Below are 14675 nucleotides of genomic sequence, written 5' to 3' on the forward strand. Positions count from 1 at the left end.
CCGTGGTCGAAGCTGACCACCGGGGGGACGCCGGGCGGGGGACCCGGCACGGAAGGGGTGACCATGGCGGGCGAAGCCGGCTCGGGGGCGCTGCGCGAACTGATCCTGGTGGTCGCGGTCGCGCTCACCGGGCTGTTGCTCGCCATGGTTGCGGCCTTCGCGCCCTGGCACGCCACCCCGGTGGGTAATGCTCCCGCCGGTCTGGTGGAGCTGCACAGCCCCGCCGACCCGGGCTCCGGCCCGACGGTCGCACACGTGGGCTGAGCAGCGGCCGGACCGACCGGTGCCGCCGGAGGGGCAGGCCCGGTCAGGATCGGTACGAGGCGTGGTCGGGTCGGCGGGGCACCGGCCCGACCACGCCGCAACCTGTCGGCGAACGCACCCCGTCGGTGTCAGACGGTCACGACCCGGTGGGGGCGCGACCGCTCGAGTCGCGGGTGAGCAGATCGGCCAGGGTCGTGCTGTCCACCACCGTGGCGATCGCCCCGTGCACGGCCAGCCAGACCTCGGTCAGCCCGGCCACCGCCACCGCCACTCTTGGCGGCAGCGGCGGCGACGGCGAGCATGGCCCGGAGCGCGTAGTCGCTGCGCGCGGAGACGTACACGTCACTGACCAGCCTGGTCCAGCACACCCCAGCGGCGCCGGATCGCCTTGTCCGCCGCACCGAACGCGGCATCCACGACCAGGCCGAGCACCAGGATGACGATCATGGTGGAGAGCAGCCAGGGCGCGTCGGACAGCTCGCGGGAGTAGGTGAGCTGGGCGCCGAGGGAGGTCTGCGAGATGCCGACAACGATCAGCTCGCCAGCCATCAGGCTCCGCCAGGAGAACGCCCAGCCCTGCTTGAGTCCGGCGACGATCGCCGGCAGCGCGGCCGGCGCGATCACGTACCGGTAGAGATTGAGCCCCCGGGCGCCCAGGTTCCGGCCCGCGCGCAGGAGCAGCGGCGGCACGTAGTCCACACCGGAGATCACGCCGTTGGCGATGGACGGCGCCGCGCCGAGCACCACCACGAAGAAGATCGCCTTCTCGCTCAGCTCGAACAGCAGGATGGCCAGCGGGAACCAGGCGATCGACGGCATGGTCTGCAACGCGGTGATCATTGAGCCGATGGCGGCCCGGAGCACCGTGGACCGGGCCACCGCCAGGCCCAGGAGCAGGCCGACCGCGACCGAGAAGACGTACCCGACGGCGGCCCGACGCAGCGTGGTGAGCAGGCCCTCCCAGAGCTGTGGGCCCTGGGCCTGGGTCAGCAGCTCGCGGCCGACGACCAGCGGAGCCGGCAGCGAGTACGGCGGCTTCCAACCCGACCAGACCACCAACTGCCAGGCCGCGATGACGATGGCCAGCGCGGCCAGCTTGGGCCAGGTGGCGGCCCAGAGCCGGGTGCCCCGGGAGATCTCCTTCTCCCGGCCGGCGATCTCCAGCGCGTCGAGGCCGGAGATCTGCGCGTCGGTGCGCGCGGTGCTGGTGAGGGTGTCACTGGCCATGGCGGCCCACCTCCGTACGGAGCCGCTCGGTGACCTCGGCGGCGATGGCAGCGACCTCGGGGGAGTCGATCCGCCGTGGGCGTGGGATGTCCACCGTGGTGGAGTAGATGATCCGGCCGGGCCGGCTGGAGAGCAGGATGATCCGGTCGGCCAGCCGGGCCGCCTCCCGGACGTTGTGCGTCACGAAGAGCACCGAGAGGTTGCGCTCGGACCAGATCCGTTCCAGCTCGTCGTGCAGGATGTCCCGGGTCATCGCGTCCAGCGCGCCGAACGGCTCGTCCATCAGCAGCACCGGGGTGTCCAGGGCCAGCGTGCGAGCCAGCGCGACCCGCTGCCGCATTCCACCGGAGAGCTCGTGCGGGCGCTTGCGGCCGAAGTCGGCCAGGTGCACGGTGCGCAGCAGCTCCGCCACCCGCGCGCGCCGCTCGGCGCGGGGCAGCCCGCGCAGCTTCAACGGGACCTCGACGTTGCCGTCGACGGTCAGCCACGGAAAGAGCGCCGGCTCCTGGAACATCAGCCCGGGGCTGGCGTCGCCGGCCAGGGCGATCTGCCCACCGCTGGGCCGGTCCAGCCCGGCGACCAGGTTGAGCAGGGTGCTCTTGCCGCAGCCGGAGGCGCCGACCAGGCAGACGAACTCGCCCGGCGCCACGTCCAGGGACACGCCGTCCAGGGCCAGGACGGAGCTCGGCCCGCGTCCGTACACCTTGGTCACGTCGGAGAGCGCGACCGCGGTGGTCGTGCTCTCCGGCGCCGTCGTGGTCGACATCATGGCTGGACGACCTCGGGCTTGCCCTGCGCCTTGAGCGCGTTGTTGAGGTACGTCAGGTCGTACAGGCCCTTGAGGTCCACCGGTTCGGTCAGCTTCACCTCGACGGCGTGGTCGAGCCCCGCCTTGAGGGAGGTGGGGATCGGGTCGTTGGTGAACTCCAACGTCGGCCACGCCTGCTTGATCAGCTTCAGGTCCAGCGGCTTGCCGGTGATCTTGCCAATCGCCTCGGAGATGGCCTGCTGGGCCTCGTCCGGCTTGCTGTTGACGAACTCGTTCGCCGCCACCTGACCGTCGACCAGCTTCTGCACCACGTCCGGGTGTGCCTTGAGGAACTTCGTGCTGACCAGCAGGTTGGTGATGACGAACTTCTTGTCCGGCCACAGGTCGCGCTCGTCGACCAGCACCTTGCCGCCGGCGTTGACCAGCCGGGAGACGAACGGCTCGGGCACCCAGGCGGCGTCGATCGCGCCGCTGCTGAAGGTCTCCACCGTCTGGGCGTTCTCCTGCGGCACGATCTTGACGTCGCCGCCGCCCTCCTTGGTGGTGGTGAGCCCCTGCTGCTTGAGCCAGTAGCGGACCGCCACGTCCTGGGTGTTGCCCAGCTGGGGGGTGGCGACCTTCTTGCCCTTCAGGTCCTGCGGGCCGTTGATGCCGGGCTTGACGACCAGCGCCACGCCACCGGAGGCGGCGCCGGACACGACCCGGACCGCTTCACCCTTGGACTTGGAGAACGCGTTCACTGTCGGGTTCGGACCGATGTAGGTGGCGTCCAGCGCGCCGGAGAAGACGGCCTCGATGGCGGCCGGGCCGGCGTTGAACGTCTTCGGGTCCAGCTTCACGTTGGCGCCGAGCTTCTCGGCGAAGATGCCCTTCTCCACGCCGACGACCGCCGGCGCATGGGTGATGTTGGGGAAGTAGCCGAGGCGCAGCGTCACCGGGCCGGAGCTGCCGCCCGCGGCCTCGCTGTCGTCGCCGCACGCGGCGGTGCTGCCCAGGGTCGCCGCGCCGACCACGGCGAGGGTGGCCAGGCTGACCAACCGGCGCAGGGGGAGCCGTCTCATCGTCCGTCCAATCCGCAGTATTCCTACTTAGTTGGTAGGAAGAGTGGGCCAGGACGGGTGCAGCGTCAAGACCCATCCACATGCCGGGAAGCCGCGTCTCAGATATGTCGGTACCTGATGTGGGGCGAACCGCCGGCGGCGATCGCCGCCCGCCGCCCAGGCCCGGTTCCGCCGGATGGACTCCGTCGGTCAGGCGCGGATCGCCGCGCTGAACGCCGGCCGTTCCGACGGTCTCACCGTCGCACCGAACCTCTGGGCCGGGGTGGGCCTGGTCCGTGAGGGCGCCGGCACCGCGCTGGTCGGCAGCTACGCCGAGGTCGCGGCCCGGATCGACGAGTACGCGGCGCTCGGCGTCGACGAGTTCGTCCTCTCCGGCTGGCCGCACCGGGAGGAGGCCGAGCGGGTCGGCGCCGAGGTGCTGCCCCTGGTGACCAACCCGGTGGTGCCGGCTCAGCGGAGGTCGCCGGTGGTGGAGGTGCCGACGCGCTAGGGTCGATCCCGTGGCGGCGCGGAGATCCAGAATTCCAGCGACGAAGTATCCGGTCGAGCGGTTCACCCTCGACAACGGCCTGCGGGTGGTGCTCACCCCCGACGGCAGCGCCCCGGTGATCGGGGTGGCGGTGGTCTACGACGTCGGCATCCGCTCCGAGCCGGAGGGACGCACGGGCTTCGCCCACCTCTTCGAGCACCTGATGTTCCAGGGCTCGGAAAACCTGGAGAAGCTCGCCCACTTCCGGCACGTGCAGGGCGCCGGTGGCACCTTCAACGGCTCCACCCACCTGGACTACACCGACTACTTCGAGACGCTGCCGAGCAACGCGCTGGAACGTGCGCTGTTCCTGGAGGCGGACCGGATGCGCGGCCCCCGACTGACCGAGGAGAACCTGCGCAACCAGGTCGACGTGGTCAAGGAGGAGATCCGGGTCAACGTGCTCAACCGGCCGTATGGTGGCTTCCCCTGGCTGACCCTGCCGCCGGTCATGTTCGACACCTTCCCGAACGCGCACGACGGCTACGGCTCCTTCGACGACCTGGAGTCGGCGACCGTCGCCGACGCCGCGGACTTCTTCCGCCGCTACTACGCCAGCGGCAACGCGGTGCTGGCGGTCAGCGGCGACATCGACGTGGCCGAGGCGACCGAGCTGGTCACCCGCCACTTCGGCGACGTGCCGGCCCGTCCGGCGCCGCGGCGACCCGACTTCACCGAGCCCGACCTGACCGCCGAGCGGCGTACCTCGTACACCGACGCGCTGGCGCCGCTGCCGGCGGTGGCCGGCGCCTGGCGGGTGCCCGACCCGGTCACCGACTTCGCCGCCTACCTGCCGTACGTGGTGCTGGCCGAGGTGCTCACCGACGGCGACGCGTCGCGACTGGTCGAGCGGCTGGTTCAGCGCGACCGGACGGTGACCAGCCTCGGCGGGTACCTGGGCTTCATGGGCGACCCGTTCGACGTGCGCGACCCCACCGCGCTGCTGCTCCAGGCGCACCTGCCGCCGGGTGGCGACGTGGACAAGGTGCTGCGCACCATGGACGAGGAACTGGAGCGGCTCGCCACCGACGGGCTGACCGAGGGCGAACTGGCCCGGACCCAGGCCCGGATGGCGACCCACCTGCTGCGGGACACCGACGCGGTGCTCGGGCGGGCGCTGCGGATGGCCGTACTGGAACAGCAACGTGGCGAGCCGGGTCTGCTCAACGATCTGCCCCGGCTGGTCGGCGAGGTCACCGAGGAGCAGGTGCGTGCCGCCGCAGGCACCCTGCGCCCGGAGCGCCGCGCCGCCGTCGAGGTCATCGCCGGAGGTGTTCGGTGAGCGCGAGGAGTGAGCCGGTTTTGCGAGCCCCGCAGTCGCGAACGAAGGTGGCACAGTGAGCGTCACTACTGCTTCGGCCGGCCCGCGCACGCTGCCCCCGCTCGGCCCCACCCGCAAGCTCAAGGTGCCCAAGCAGGCCGAACGCACCCTGCGCAACGGCCTCACCGTGATCGCCGTACGCCGGCCCGCCGTGCCCCTTGTCGAGCTGCGGCTCTGGGTCCCGTTCGGCCGGGCCCACCTGGCCCGCGGCGCGATGCTCTCGCAGACCATGCTCTCCGGCACCAATTCGATGACCAGCGTGCAGATCGCCGCCGAGTTGCAGAAGGTGGGCGGCGGCCTCTCGGCGGGCGTCGATCCGGACCGGCTGATGCTCTCCGGCGCCGGCCTGGTCACCGGGCTGGACCGGATGCTGGAGCTGCTGGCCGAGGTGCTGACCGGGGCCAGCTACCCCAGCGGCGAGGTGGCCACCGAGCGGGACCGGCTGGTCGACCGGATCCAGGTGGCGCAGAGTCAACCGGCGCACCTGGCCCGGGAGGCGCTGCTGAAGCGGATCTACGGCCGGCACCCGTACGCGACCCAGACGCCGGAGCCGGGCCAGATCCGCGCCGTCCGACCGGCGGCGCTGCGTACCCTGCACGCGGAGCGGGTGCACCCGGCCGGCGCGCAGTTGGTGCTGGTCGGCGACGTGCAGCCGGAGAAGGCGCTGGACGCGGCCGAGCGGGCCCTCGGCGGCTGGGCCGGCGCCGGGCGCACCGCCGAGCTGCCGGCCACTCCGCCGCTGGAGTCCGGGCCGCTGCTGCTCGTCGACCGGCCCGGCTCGGTCCAGTCCTCGTTGCGGATCGCGCTGCCGGCCGTGCCGCGCACCGATCCCGACCACGCCCCGCTGCAACTGGCCAACCTGATCTTCGGCGGCTACTTCTCCTCCCGCTGGGTGGAGAACATCCGCGAGGACAAGGGCTACACGTACGGCCCGCACTCGGTGATCGAGCACTCGGTGGCCGGGTCGGTGCTGGTCGCCAGCGCCGAGGTGGCCACCGAGGTCACCGGCCCGGCGTTGCTGGAGACGACGTACGAGCTGGGTCGGCTGGCGTCGCTGCCGCCGAAGCCCGAGGAGTTGGAGCAGGCCCGCCAGTACGGCCTCGGCACCCTTCAGCTCGGCATGTCCACCCAGGCCGGGCTGGCCGCGTTGACAAGCGCGTACGCCGGCAACGGCCTGCGCCTGGACTTCCTCGCCGAGTACGCGTCCCGGCTCGCGAAGGTGACCACCGACGACGTCGCGCGGGTGGCGGCCCACTACCTCGCGCCGGCCCGGGCAGCGGTAGTGGTGCTCGGCGACGCCGAGCGGGTCACCCCGGGGTTGGCCGCGCTGACCGCGGTTCGGACCGAGCCGGTGCAGCAGTGAGCCGGACACTCGCGCCGGCTGTGGACGGTGCGGCGTGAGTGGGGAGACGGCGCCGCCGCTGGCCCGGTCCACGCTGGACCGGGCCGCGCACCGGCGCGGTGACGCGCAGTGGCTGACCGAGGCGTGGCTGCGTGCCCGGGTGCTGCTGCTCGACTCGACCGACGAGGGGCGGACGCTTGTGCGTACCGCCGCGTCACCGCCGGCGCTGGTGCTGTTCGGGGCGGCGGACGTGCCGGCCGGGTCGGAGTCGATCGCGATGTTCCTCGGTGTCGAGCCGGACGGGGTGCCGGTCTTCGCGGTCGACACGCCGCTGCCGGTGCTGCCGGGCACCCGGGCGGTCAGCCTGCGCGAGGTGGGGCACCTGCTCGGCGACCGGGAGGCCGGCCTCTTCACCACCGCGCTGGCGCTGGTCAACTGGCACACCCGGCACGGTTATTCGGCTGCCACCGGAGCACCGACCGAGATGGACGAGGCCGGCTGGTCCCGGGTGGACCGCAACGGCGGGCGGATCTGGCCGCGTACCGACCCGGCGATGATCGTGCTGGTGCACGACGGCGTCGACGGCCCGGACGGGCGCTGCCTGCTCGGCAACAACGCCGGCTGGCCGGGCACCCCGGGCGGCCGGCGCTACTCCTGCCTGGCCGGCTACGTGGAGCCGGGGGAGTCGGCGGAGGCCGCCGTGCTGCGTGAGGTCCGCGAGGAGGTGGGCATCGGGGTCGAGCGGATCGGGTACGTGGGCAGCCAGGCGTGGCCGTTCCCCGGCTCGCTGATGCTGGGCTTCCTGGCCACAGCCGACCCGACCGATCCGGTGGAGGTCGACCCGTCCGAGATCGCGTACGCCCGCTGGTTCACCCGACGGGAGATCGGGGCGGCGCTGGCCGGGAAAACCGTGGACGTGGGTGACGGCGCCCAGCTGATCCTGCCGCCGCCGTCGTCGATCGCGCTGTTTCTCATCCACCGCTGGCTGGACGGCTGGGTGGACGCCGACCGGTGAACGCGGTCCCGGCCCGTGGCCGCCGTTGCCGCGGCGGTCACGGGCCGGGAACACGGGCCGTCGTGGTCGGCTGGGGCGAAAACGCGGCGGGGGAGCCGTTCCGGCCACGACGGACGTCTCGTGGGTCAGGTGATGGTGTGACCCGGTCTGTGCCGGAACGCGGGCCGCGCTTCGCCCAGCGGCAGGACCTTGACCCGTTGCTTGCCGGCGCGGACCGCGCCGACCGTGGCGAGTGCCCGGGCCAGCACCAGCGCGGCGTCCCGGTCCTCGGCGTGCACGATCTGCCGGCGTGGCTCGGGCGCGGTCGTCTCGTCGCGGAGTCGATGGCCGTCCACCCAGGCGGCGGCGATGTCCCCGTCGGCGACGGCGCGGATGTCGGTGCGAACGATCAGGAACCGCATGAGGGTCTCCGGATGAACCGCGACGGATGAGCCGGTGTGGAAGTTCCACGTACTCGATGGCCATGTTACGCCGCGTGTTCGTCCCAGCAACTGAAACACGCCTATCGGTTTCGAGCCTCGTCCGATCGGCGGATGGCTGGTCAGCGGGGTCGGCGGTGGATAACGCGACGGGGCCGCCGGCAGCGCGCCGACAGCCCCGTCCCGGTTACCGGATCAGTTCAGATCGAACTGGCCCTTCTTCGCTCCGGCGATGAAGCCGAGCCAACCCGCCCGGTTGAACAGCAGCACCGGGCCACCCCGGTCCTTGCTGTCGCGCAGCGCGACCGCCGACGGGCCGGTGCCCAGCGGAGCGACCTCAACGCAGTTGGAGGTCTGGCTGCGCGTGCTGGTACGCCACGGGGCGTCCGACAGCCGGTGGGCGGGGACGGACGGCGTGTTGCGGATGTCGTTCATGGTTCTGCTCCTGATGTGAACCGCTCCGATGGGACGAGTGGTGCCGCACGCCCCGACGGAGGGTCCCCCGTGGATCACCGTTCCGTCAGTCGCCCCGAGGCCCGGCGGCGTTGGGTCGGCGCCGTTGCCGGCCCGAACGCCACTGTGGAAGGGGGCGCCGCCTCGGTCAGCCGTCCCGTCGCCTCGATCAGCCAGGAGAGGGTGTCCGAGGCGGTAAGTGCCGCCGTGCATAGCCACTCGAACACCACTTTATAGCGATTTAGCGCGATTGCCTCGGTCGACATGACGTCGGTGAACCCCCCTTCGATGGCCAGCGTCTCCGGGTCGAGCGGATCGGCGAACCGGTAGAGGGAGAACGCGGTCGGCGGAAGGAACCAATTGCCGATCTGGGTGTCCCGGAGCAGCACGTGCAGCGTCACGTTCGGCAGCAGGGCCAGCTCGCAGAGCTGGCGAAGTTGCTCGTGCAGCACCTCGGGTGGCCCGGCCCGGCGACCGAGGGCCGCCTCCTCCAGCACCGCGGTGTAGCGGGGCGCGTCGGGCTCCCGGGTGAGCAGCGTCTGGCGGGCCAGCCGTGCCTGCACCTCGGTCTCGGGCTCCTCGCCGGGCTCCGGTTCACCGGCGCCCTCGGCCACCTGACGGGCCGAGACGATCCGGACCTGCGCGTACCCGGGGGTCTGCAACAGCCCCGGCACCAGCACCGGGTTGTATTCGGAGATCTCCGCGCAGCCCGCCTCCAACTCGGCCCAACTGCGCTGCTGCTGCGTCATCACCGGGAAGTTCTTCAACCAGCCCCGCATGTCACCGGCCTCGCCGGTGATCCCGAGCAACTCCTCATGCAGTGCCGCGTCGGCGCCGTAGAGATCGAGCAGAACCCCGACGTCCTGCGGGTCGGGTCGGCTGCGCCCGTTCTCCAACCGGGACAGTTTCGACGCGGAGGCCCAGCCGATCCGCTCGATGACCTGGTCCCCGGTGAGCCCTGAGGCCTCGCGCAGGCGGCGCAGCTCTGTGCCCAACCGGCGACGACGCAGGATTGGGCTGGGTGCGGCAGGAGGCACGGTGTCCTCTTTCCCGTCGACCGCCGCAGACGCGACGGTAACTGTATGAAATTCGCCCCCCACGGTCAGTATGGACGGCGCGACCGGCGTCGGAGGTTCCGGCGGGGGCGTGTCTCGCGAAAAATGGACCTCGGGTACGCCGGACGACGGCGCGCCCCGAGGTCGCGGCCCGTCGACCACGCCCGCCCGGGCGCGCCATCCCCGCCGGAGGGACCCATGCGCACCGTCCTGCGCCGACCCGACTTCCGTCTGCTCTTCGGGGGCCTGCTGGCCAGCATGACCGCCGAGTCGATCCTGCTTCTCGCGCTCGCGATCTGGGTCAAGGACCTGACCGGCTCCGACGGGCTCGCCGGCGCCACGATCTTCGCCGTCGTCGCCCCGATGACCCTCGCACCGCTGGTCGGCTGGTTCGTCGACCGCTACCCGCGGCGGCCCTTCTTCGTGGCCGCGAACCTGGTCACCGCGGTGCTGCTCACCCCGTTGTTCGCGGTCCGGGACGCGGGCGACGTCTGGCTCGTCTACGCGGTGGCCGCTCTGTACGGCCTGTCCTACATCGCACTCAGCGCGGCGCTCAGCGGGCTGATCCGGCAACTGGTGCCGGTCGAGCTGCTGGCCGAGGCGAACGGCGCGTTGCAGACCGTACGCCAGGGGCTGCGGCTGATCGGCCCGCTGGCCGGCGCGGCGCTCTACACGGCGATCGGCGGGTGGGCGCTGGCCGGGATCGGCGTGGTCGGGTTCCTGACCGCGGCCGCAGTGGTGACCGCGCTGCCCACCCCGCAGCCGGCGCCGCCGACGGTACGGCTGCGCTGGCCGGCCGAGCTGGGTGCCGGGCTGCGACATCTGGCCGGCGAGCCGGCCCTGCGCCGGGCCCTGCTCGGCTACGGGCTCGGGTCGCTGGTGATGGGCTTCAGCGAGTCGCTCATCTTCGCCTACGTCGACCAGGGGCTCGATCGGGACGCCGCGTTCGTGGGCGTGCTGGTCACCGTGCAGGGCGTGGGTGGGCTGCTCGGCGGGCTCTGCTCGCCGGCGCTGGTCCGTCGGCTCGGCGAGGTCGGCACGTTGGCCGCCGGGGTCGCCTTCTTCGGGCCGGCCGCGCTCGCGCTCGCGTACCCCGATCTGCGGCTCGGGTTCGCCGCGGTGCTGCTGGCCGGCGTCTCGCTGCCGCTGACCATGGTGGGGCTGCACACGCTGATCCAGCGGCGTACCCCGCCCGGGCTGGTCGGCCGGGTCGCCGCCGCCACCGAGGCGGTGGTCAGCGGACCGCAGGCGTTCTCCATCGGCGCGGGCGCACTGCTGGTCGGGTTCCTGGACTACCGGGCGCTGTTCGCCCTGGTCGGGGTGGCCACCCTGGTCGCCGGCGGCTACCTCTGGCGGGGCCGGCACCTCAGCGCGCCGCCCGGCGCCCGCCCGCCCACACCGCCGCCCGGCCCGACCCTTCCGGCGCCGCGACGACCGGCGGACGACGCCGACCAACAGGTGGTGACCGGGAGCCACCGGTCGCCGCGACGGTGACGGATACCGGACACGACGAGCGGCCGCCCCGGATCGGGGCGGCCGCTCGCCGGAAATTTCCGGCCGGTCAGGCGGTGAGGCTCTCCAGGTGCTGCTTGACCTGGGTGATCGAGGGATTGGTCAGGGCGCTGCCGTCGGCGAAGCGCAGCGTCGGCACCGTCTGGTTGCCGCCGTTGACGCTCATCACGAACTCGGCGGCCTTCGGGTCCTGCTCGATGTCGACCACCTCGTACCCGATGCCCTCCCGGTCGAGCTGCGACTTCAGCCGGTGGCAGTAGCCGCACCAGGGGGTGGAATACATCGTCAGCATGGCCGGGCCCTCCAACTCATCCGCCGCCGGCTTGCGGATCAAGCCGAGGCTGTTCGCTGCAACGTCCGGGACAACTGAGATGATTCCTGGTTGTGGCGGTTCACTCAGCGTCGGAAAGCGTGCTCGCCGGGCTGGACCCGGAGCAGCGCTCCGCGGTGACCGCACCCGCCGGTCCGGTCTGCATCCTGGCCGGTGCCGGCACCGGCAAGACCCGCGCGATCACCTCCCGGATCGCCCACCGGGCGCTCTCGGGTGAAATCTCCCCACGGCACGTGCTCGCGGTCACCTTCACCGCCCGGGCCGCCGCCGAGATGCGGAGTCGACTCACCGTCCTCGGGGTGGGTGGTGTGCAGGCGCGGACCTTCCACGCCGCCGCACTGCGCCAGGTGCGTTACTTCGCCCCCCGGCTGCTGGCCGGCCGGGCCATGCCCGAACTGCTGGACAGCAAGGTGCGGCTGGTCACCCTGGCCGCGGCCCGCGTCGGCCTGCGGACCGACCGGGCCGCCGCACGGGACCTGGCCGGCGAGATCGAGTGGGCCAAGTCGTCGCTGGTCGAGCCGGGGGAGTACGTGGTCTCGGCGGCCCGGGCACTGCGCGACACGCCGCACGAGCCGGCGAAGGTGGCCGAGGTGTTCACCGCGTACGAGCAGCTCAAGCGCTCGAACGGCGTGATCGACTTCGAGGACATGCTGCGCGCCGCGGTGTGGGGCATCGAGGAGCACCCGGATGTCGGCGAGCAGGTGCGCGGCCAGTACCGGCACTTCGTGGTGGACGAGTACCAGGACGTCAACCCGCTCCAGCAGCGGTTGCTGGACGCCTGGCTGGGCGGCCGGAACGACCTGACCGTGGTCGGCGACGCCAGCCAGACGATCTACTCGTTCACCGGGGCGACCTCGGCGTACCTGGTCGACTTCCCGCGCCGGCACCGCAACGCCACGGTGGTCCGGCTGGTTCGGGACTACCGCTCCACACCCCAGGTGGTCGGGTTGGCCAACGCGGTGATCTCCCAGGCCCGGGGTGCCGAGGCGCGGCTGCGACTGGAGTTGAGCGGGCAGCGCCCGGCCGGCCCCGAGCCGGACCTGCGGATCTTCACCGACGAGCCGGCCGAGGCGAACGCGGTCGCCGCCCGCTGCCGCTCCCTGATCGACGCGGGCACACCGGCCAAGGAGATCGCCGTGCTGTTCCGGGTCAACGCGCAGTCCGAGGCGTACGAGAAGGCGCTCACCGAGGCCGCGGTGCCGTACGTGGTGCAGGGCGCGGAGCGCTTCTTCGAGCGGACCGAGGTGCGCCAGGCGATGGTCGCGCTGCGCGCCGCCACCCGGTCGATCCCGGGCGAGACCCCGTTGCCGACCGCCGTCGTCGAGGCCCTCACCGCGGTCGGTTGGGCCCCGGACGTGCCCCCGGCCGGCGGCGCGGCCCGCGAGCGGTGGGAGGCGCTGGCCGCGCTGGTCCAGCTCGCCGAGGAGTACGCGGCCACCCCGGAGGTGGTGCCGATCGGCGAGGCGGCGGCGGTCGAGCGCCCGGTCACCCTGGCCGACTTCACCGAGGAGTTGGCCCGTCGGGCCGCCCAGCAGCACGTGCCGACCGTGGACGGGGTGACCCTGGCCTCGCTGCACTCGGCGAAGGGGCTGGAGTGGGACGCCGTCTTCCTGGTCGGCCTCGCCGAGGGCACCCTGCCCACCACGTACGCCAAGACCGTCGAGCAGGTCGAGGAGGAGCGCCGGCTGCTCTACGTCGGGATCACCCGGGCCCGGCAGTGGCTCTGGCTGTCGTACGCCGCCGCGCGCTCGCCGGGTGGACGGGCCCGGCGGCCGTCGCGGTTCCTGCCCCAGCTGGACCGCTCCGGCGGGGCCGAGCGGGCCACCGGTGGCGCCGGTCCGGCCCGCCGCCCCGAGCGGCGCCGGACCCAGATCGTGTCCTGCCGGATCTGTGGTGCCACCCTGCTCGCCGGCCCGGACCGCAAACTGGGCCGTTGCCCCACCTGCCCGTCCGACATCGACGATGAGCTGCACGAACGGCTGCGCGAGTGGCGGCAGCGGGTGGCCGGGGCGCAGAAGGTCCCCGCGTACGTGGTCTTCACCGACGCCACGCTGGTCGCGCTTGCCGAGCGGCGGCCCGGCCGGCCCGAGGAGTTGATCGCGATCGCCGGCATCGGCCCCCGCAAGCTGGGCCTCTACGGCGAGTCGGTGCTGGCGCTGGTGGGGGGCGCGGGAGTGGACGACGTCTGCCCGGAGAAAACTTTCGAAATCTCGTCGTAAATTCGTTTGCCCTCGCCCCGGCGCGAGGAATAGCCTCAGGACACACCACGCGAGCGGCGCCATTCCGGCTGCTCACGGGGTTGGTCCGGTCGATATACGAGGAACGTGAGGGAGGTGGCACCCGTGAAGATCTTCACCTATGAGCGTCTGGCGGCGATGCCAGCTGTCCACGCTCCGTTGTCGGCTGTCCGGGTGGCCCTCGTGGCCGCACGACCGTCGGTTCCGCAGGTGCACCAGGTTCAGGCCGAGCTGAACCTGACTGTCGCACCCATCGGAGTCGAGGGGACCAGTGGCTTCACGGGCATGGGCATCCAGGTCGCCAAGAAGCGCACGGATGTCCGCGGCGTTCCACCTCGAGGTAGACCGGTCTGACCATCAGACACCGGCTCACCTCGAGGCCGCGGAACCCGCTTACCGGGATCCGCGGCCTCAGTTTTTTGCCCCGCCGAAGTACGTCGGAATGCGATCCACGAGATCGAAGTGAGAGAGAGGTGACCGGGCGATGAGTCTGGCGTTGGCCCCCCTCGACGTGAGCGTCGAGATGGAGGCGAACCTGCCCTGCCGGAAGTTCGACCCCGACCTGTGGTTCTCCGACTCGCCTGCCGAGCTCGAGCTGGCCAAGTCGCTCTGCGGGGACTGCCCGCTGCGCGTCGAGTGCCTGGCCGGTGCGGTGGAGCGAGCGGAGCCGTGGGGCGTCTGGGGCGGCGAGATCTTCGAGCGTGGCGCGGTTGTCCCGCGCAAGCGGCCCCGTGGCCGTCCGCGCAAGGAGGACGTCGCGCGTGACGCCGCGCTCCGGGTCGAGGCCGAGGCGCGCCTGGCGGCCAGTGGGCTGTCCGAGGTGCGTGGCGCGGTCCGGCTGGCAGCCTGACATGTTCCCGATCCGTACCAACTACGCCGGTGTCGCACCGGCAGCGAGAGAGAAGACCACCATGCTGCACGTACCGACTGGAGCCTTCGAGATGCAACTACTCCACGAAGCGTTGTCCCGGGCTCGAATGCGCCGGCCTCAGGCCGGTCGTACCACCACGAGCACTGAGGCAACCCGATCCGCCCGTACCGTCGCCATGAACAGCCGTAACCAGTCGGCACGCGACCTGGGCGTTCTCTAGTACCACCCACGACAGAAGGGCGGGTGCCGGCCGGCACCCGCCCTTCTGT

Annotated in this window: 16 protein-coding genes and 1 pseudogene; 9 read left to right on the forward strand and 8 right to left on the reverse strand. The window is 72.2% G+C overall.

Features of this window, described 5'->3' with window-relative positions; genetic code table 11:
• The first annotated feature begins 63 nt into the window (after positions 1-63).
• Positions 64-264 carry a hypothetical protein gene (locus GA0070607_RS17125; protein WP_089021898.1) on the forward strand — a complete coding sequence of 67 codons (201 nt, stop codon included), beginning with the start codon at positions 64-66 and terminating at the stop codon, positions 262-264.
• A gap of 136 nt (positions 265-400) precedes the next feature.
• On the opposite strand, the gene GA0070607_RS33810 is transcribed toward GA0070607_RS17125, so the two are convergent.
• The 4 genes from GA0070607_RS33810 to GA0070607_RS17140 form a co-directional block, all read right to left on the reverse strand.
• The gene (locus GA0070607_RS33810; protein ID WP_269458381.1) at positions 401-529 is read right to left on the reverse strand and encodes a hypothetical protein; all 129 of its coding nucleotides are present in this window, start codon (positions 527-529) and stop codon (positions 401-403) included.
• A gap of 77 nt (positions 530-606) precedes the next feature.
• Entirely contained in the window at positions 607-1491 is an 885-nt protein-coding gene (locus GA0070607_RS17130; protein ID WP_089019102.1) for an ABC transporter permease, read from the reverse strand.
• Entirely contained in the window at positions 1481-2260 is a 780-nt protein-coding gene (locus tag GA0070607_RS17135) for an ABC transporter ATP-binding protein (RefSeq protein WP_089019103.1), read from the reverse strand. The genes GA0070607_RS17130 and GA0070607_RS17135 overlap by 11 nt, the downstream gene beginning before the upstream one ends.
• Positions 2257-3321 (reverse strand): ABC transporter substrate-binding protein, encoded by a 1065-nt coding sequence (locus GA0070607_RS17140; protein WP_089019104.1) that lies wholly within the window; start codon positions 3319-3321, stop codon positions 2257-2259. Before GA0070607_RS17140 ends, GA0070607_RS17135 begins: the two co-directional genes overlap by 4 nt.
• A gap of 151 nt (positions 3322-3472) precedes the next feature.
• Here GA0070607_RS17140 and GA0070607_RS17145 point away from each other — a divergent pair.
• The 4 genes and pseudogenes from GA0070607_RS17145 to nudC all read left to right on the forward strand — a co-directional run.
• Positions 3473-3811 (forward strand): annotated as a pseudogene (locus tag GA0070607_RS17145) (alkanesulfonate monooxygenase); the annotation flags it as partial.
• Positions 3812-3821: 10 nt separating this feature from the next.
• Positions 3822-5132, forward strand: coding sequence for a M16 family metallopeptidase (locus tag GA0070607_RS17150; protein WP_089019105.1), 1311 nt, complete (start codon positions 3822-3824; stop codon positions 5130-5132).
• A 55-nt stretch (positions 5133-5187) separates the two neighbouring features.
• On the forward strand, positions 5188-6534 hold the full coding sequence (locus GA0070607_RS17155; RefSeq protein ID WP_089019106.1) for a M16 family metallopeptidase: 1347 nt from the start codon (positions 5188-5190) through the stop codon (positions 6532-6534).
• Between the two features lie 34 nt (positions 6535-6568).
• Positions 6569-7528 carry an NAD(+) diphosphatase gene (gene nudC, locus GA0070607_RS17160; RefSeq protein WP_089019107.1) on the forward strand — a complete coding sequence of 320 codons (960 nt, stop codon included), beginning with the start codon at positions 6569-6571 and terminating at the stop codon, positions 7526-7528.
• 125 nt (positions 7529-7653) lie between these two features.
• Here the strand turns inward: nudC and GA0070607_RS17165 are convergent, their stop codons facing one another.
• From GA0070607_RS17165 to GA0070607_RS17175, 3 genes are all read right to left on the reverse strand, one after another.
• The gene (locus tag GA0070607_RS17165; protein WP_089019108.1) at positions 7654-7929 is read right to left on the reverse strand and encodes a hypothetical protein; all 276 of its coding nucleotides are present in this window, start codon (positions 7927-7929) and stop codon (positions 7654-7656) included.
• Positions 7930-8142: 213 nt separating this feature from the next.
• On the reverse strand, positions 8143-8382 hold the full coding sequence (locus GA0070607_RS17170) for a DUF397 domain-containing protein (protein ID WP_089019109.1): 240 nt from the start codon (positions 8380-8382) through the stop codon (positions 8143-8145).
• 74 nt (positions 8383-8456) lie between these two features.
• On the reverse strand, positions 8457-9437 hold the full coding sequence (locus GA0070607_RS17175; protein ID WP_089019110.1) for a helix-turn-helix domain-containing protein: 981 nt from the start codon (positions 9435-9437) through the stop codon (positions 8457-8459).
• Positions 9438-9653: 216 nt separating this feature from the next.
• Between GA0070607_RS17175 and GA0070607_RS17180 the strand changes: the two genes are divergently transcribed.
• Complete coding sequence (locus tag GA0070607_RS17180) at positions 9654-10949, forward strand: MFS transporter (protein WP_089019111.1); 1296 nt, start codon at positions 9654-9656, stop codon at positions 10947-10949.
• Between the two features lie 67 nt (positions 10950-11016).
• Here the strand turns inward: GA0070607_RS17180 and GA0070607_RS17185 are convergent, their stop codons facing one another.
• Positions 11017-11259, reverse strand: a complete 243-nt coding sequence (locus GA0070607_RS17185) for a mycoredoxin (RefSeq protein ID WP_089021899.1) — start codon at positions 11257-11259, stop codon at positions 11017-11019.
• A 92-nt stretch (positions 11260-11351) separates the two neighbouring features.
• Here GA0070607_RS17185 and GA0070607_RS17190 point away from each other — a divergent pair, with 92 nt between their 5' ends.
• From GA0070607_RS17190 to GA0070607_RS17200, 3 genes are all read left to right on the forward strand, one after another.
• Positions 11352-13517 carry an ATP-dependent DNA helicase UvrD2 gene (locus GA0070607_RS17190; protein WP_089019112.1) on the forward strand — a complete coding sequence of 722 codons (2166 nt, stop codon included), beginning with the start codon at positions 11352-11354 and terminating at the stop codon, positions 13515-13517.
• Between the two features lie 123 nt (positions 13518-13640).
• Positions 13641-13889 carry a hypothetical protein gene (locus tag GA0070607_RS17195; protein WP_089019113.1) on the forward strand — a complete coding sequence of 83 codons (249 nt, stop codon included), beginning with the start codon at positions 13641-13643 and terminating at the stop codon, positions 13887-13889.
• Positions 13890-14019: 130 nt separating this feature from the next.
• Positions 14020-14385: a WhiB family transcriptional regulator gene (locus GA0070607_RS17200; protein ID WP_074314263.1), complete on the forward strand. Its 366-nt coding sequence runs from the start codon at positions 14020-14022 to the stop codon at positions 14383-14385.
• The last annotated feature ends 290 nt before the right edge of the window (positions 14386-14675 follow it).

The organism is Micromonospora coriariae (assembly GCF_900091455.1).
In the GTDB taxonomy this organism is placed as follows: domain Bacteria; phylum Actinomycetota; class Actinomycetes; order Mycobacteriales; family Micromonosporaceae; genus Micromonospora; species Micromonospora coriariae.

Bases quoted from the DNA above. Each gene is read 5' to 3' on its own strand.
- GA0070607_RS17125 (WP_089021898.1), top strand. From the start codon at position 64: ATGGCGGGCGAAGCCGGCTCGGGGGCGCTGCGCGAACTGATCCTGGTG.
- GA0070607_RS17130 (WP_089019102.1), bottom strand. From the start codon at position 1,491: ATGGCCAGTGACACCCTCACCAGCACCGCGCGCACCGACGCGCAGATC.
- GA0070607_RS17135 (WP_089019103.1), bottom strand. From the start codon at position 2,260: ATGATGTCGACCACGACGGCGCCGGAGAGCACGACCACCGCGGTCGCG.
- GA0070607_RS17140 (WP_089019104.1), bottom strand. From the start codon at position 3,321: ATGAGACGGCTCCCCCTGCGCCGGTTGGTCAGCCTGGCCACCCTCGCC.
- GA0070607_RS17165 (WP_089019108.1), bottom strand. From the start codon at position 7,929: ATGCGGTTCCTGATCGTTCGCACCGACATCCGCGCCGTCGCCGACGGG.
- GA0070607_RS17170 (WP_089019109.1), bottom strand. From the start codon at position 8,382: ATGAACGACATCCGCAACACGCCGTCCGTCCCCGCCCACCGGCTGTCG.
- GA0070607_RS17180 (WP_089019111.1), top strand. From the start codon at position 9,654: ATGCGCACCGTCCTGCGCCGACCCGACTTCCGTCTGCTCTTCGGGGGC.
- GA0070607_RS17185 (WP_089021899.1), bottom strand. From the start codon at position 11,259: ATGCTGACGATGTATTCCACCCCCTGGTGCGGCTACTGCCACCGGCTG.
- GA0070607_RS17200 (WP_074314263.1), top strand. From the start codon at position 14,020: ATGAGTCTGGCGTTGGCCCCCCTCGACGTGAGCGTCGAGATGGAGGCG.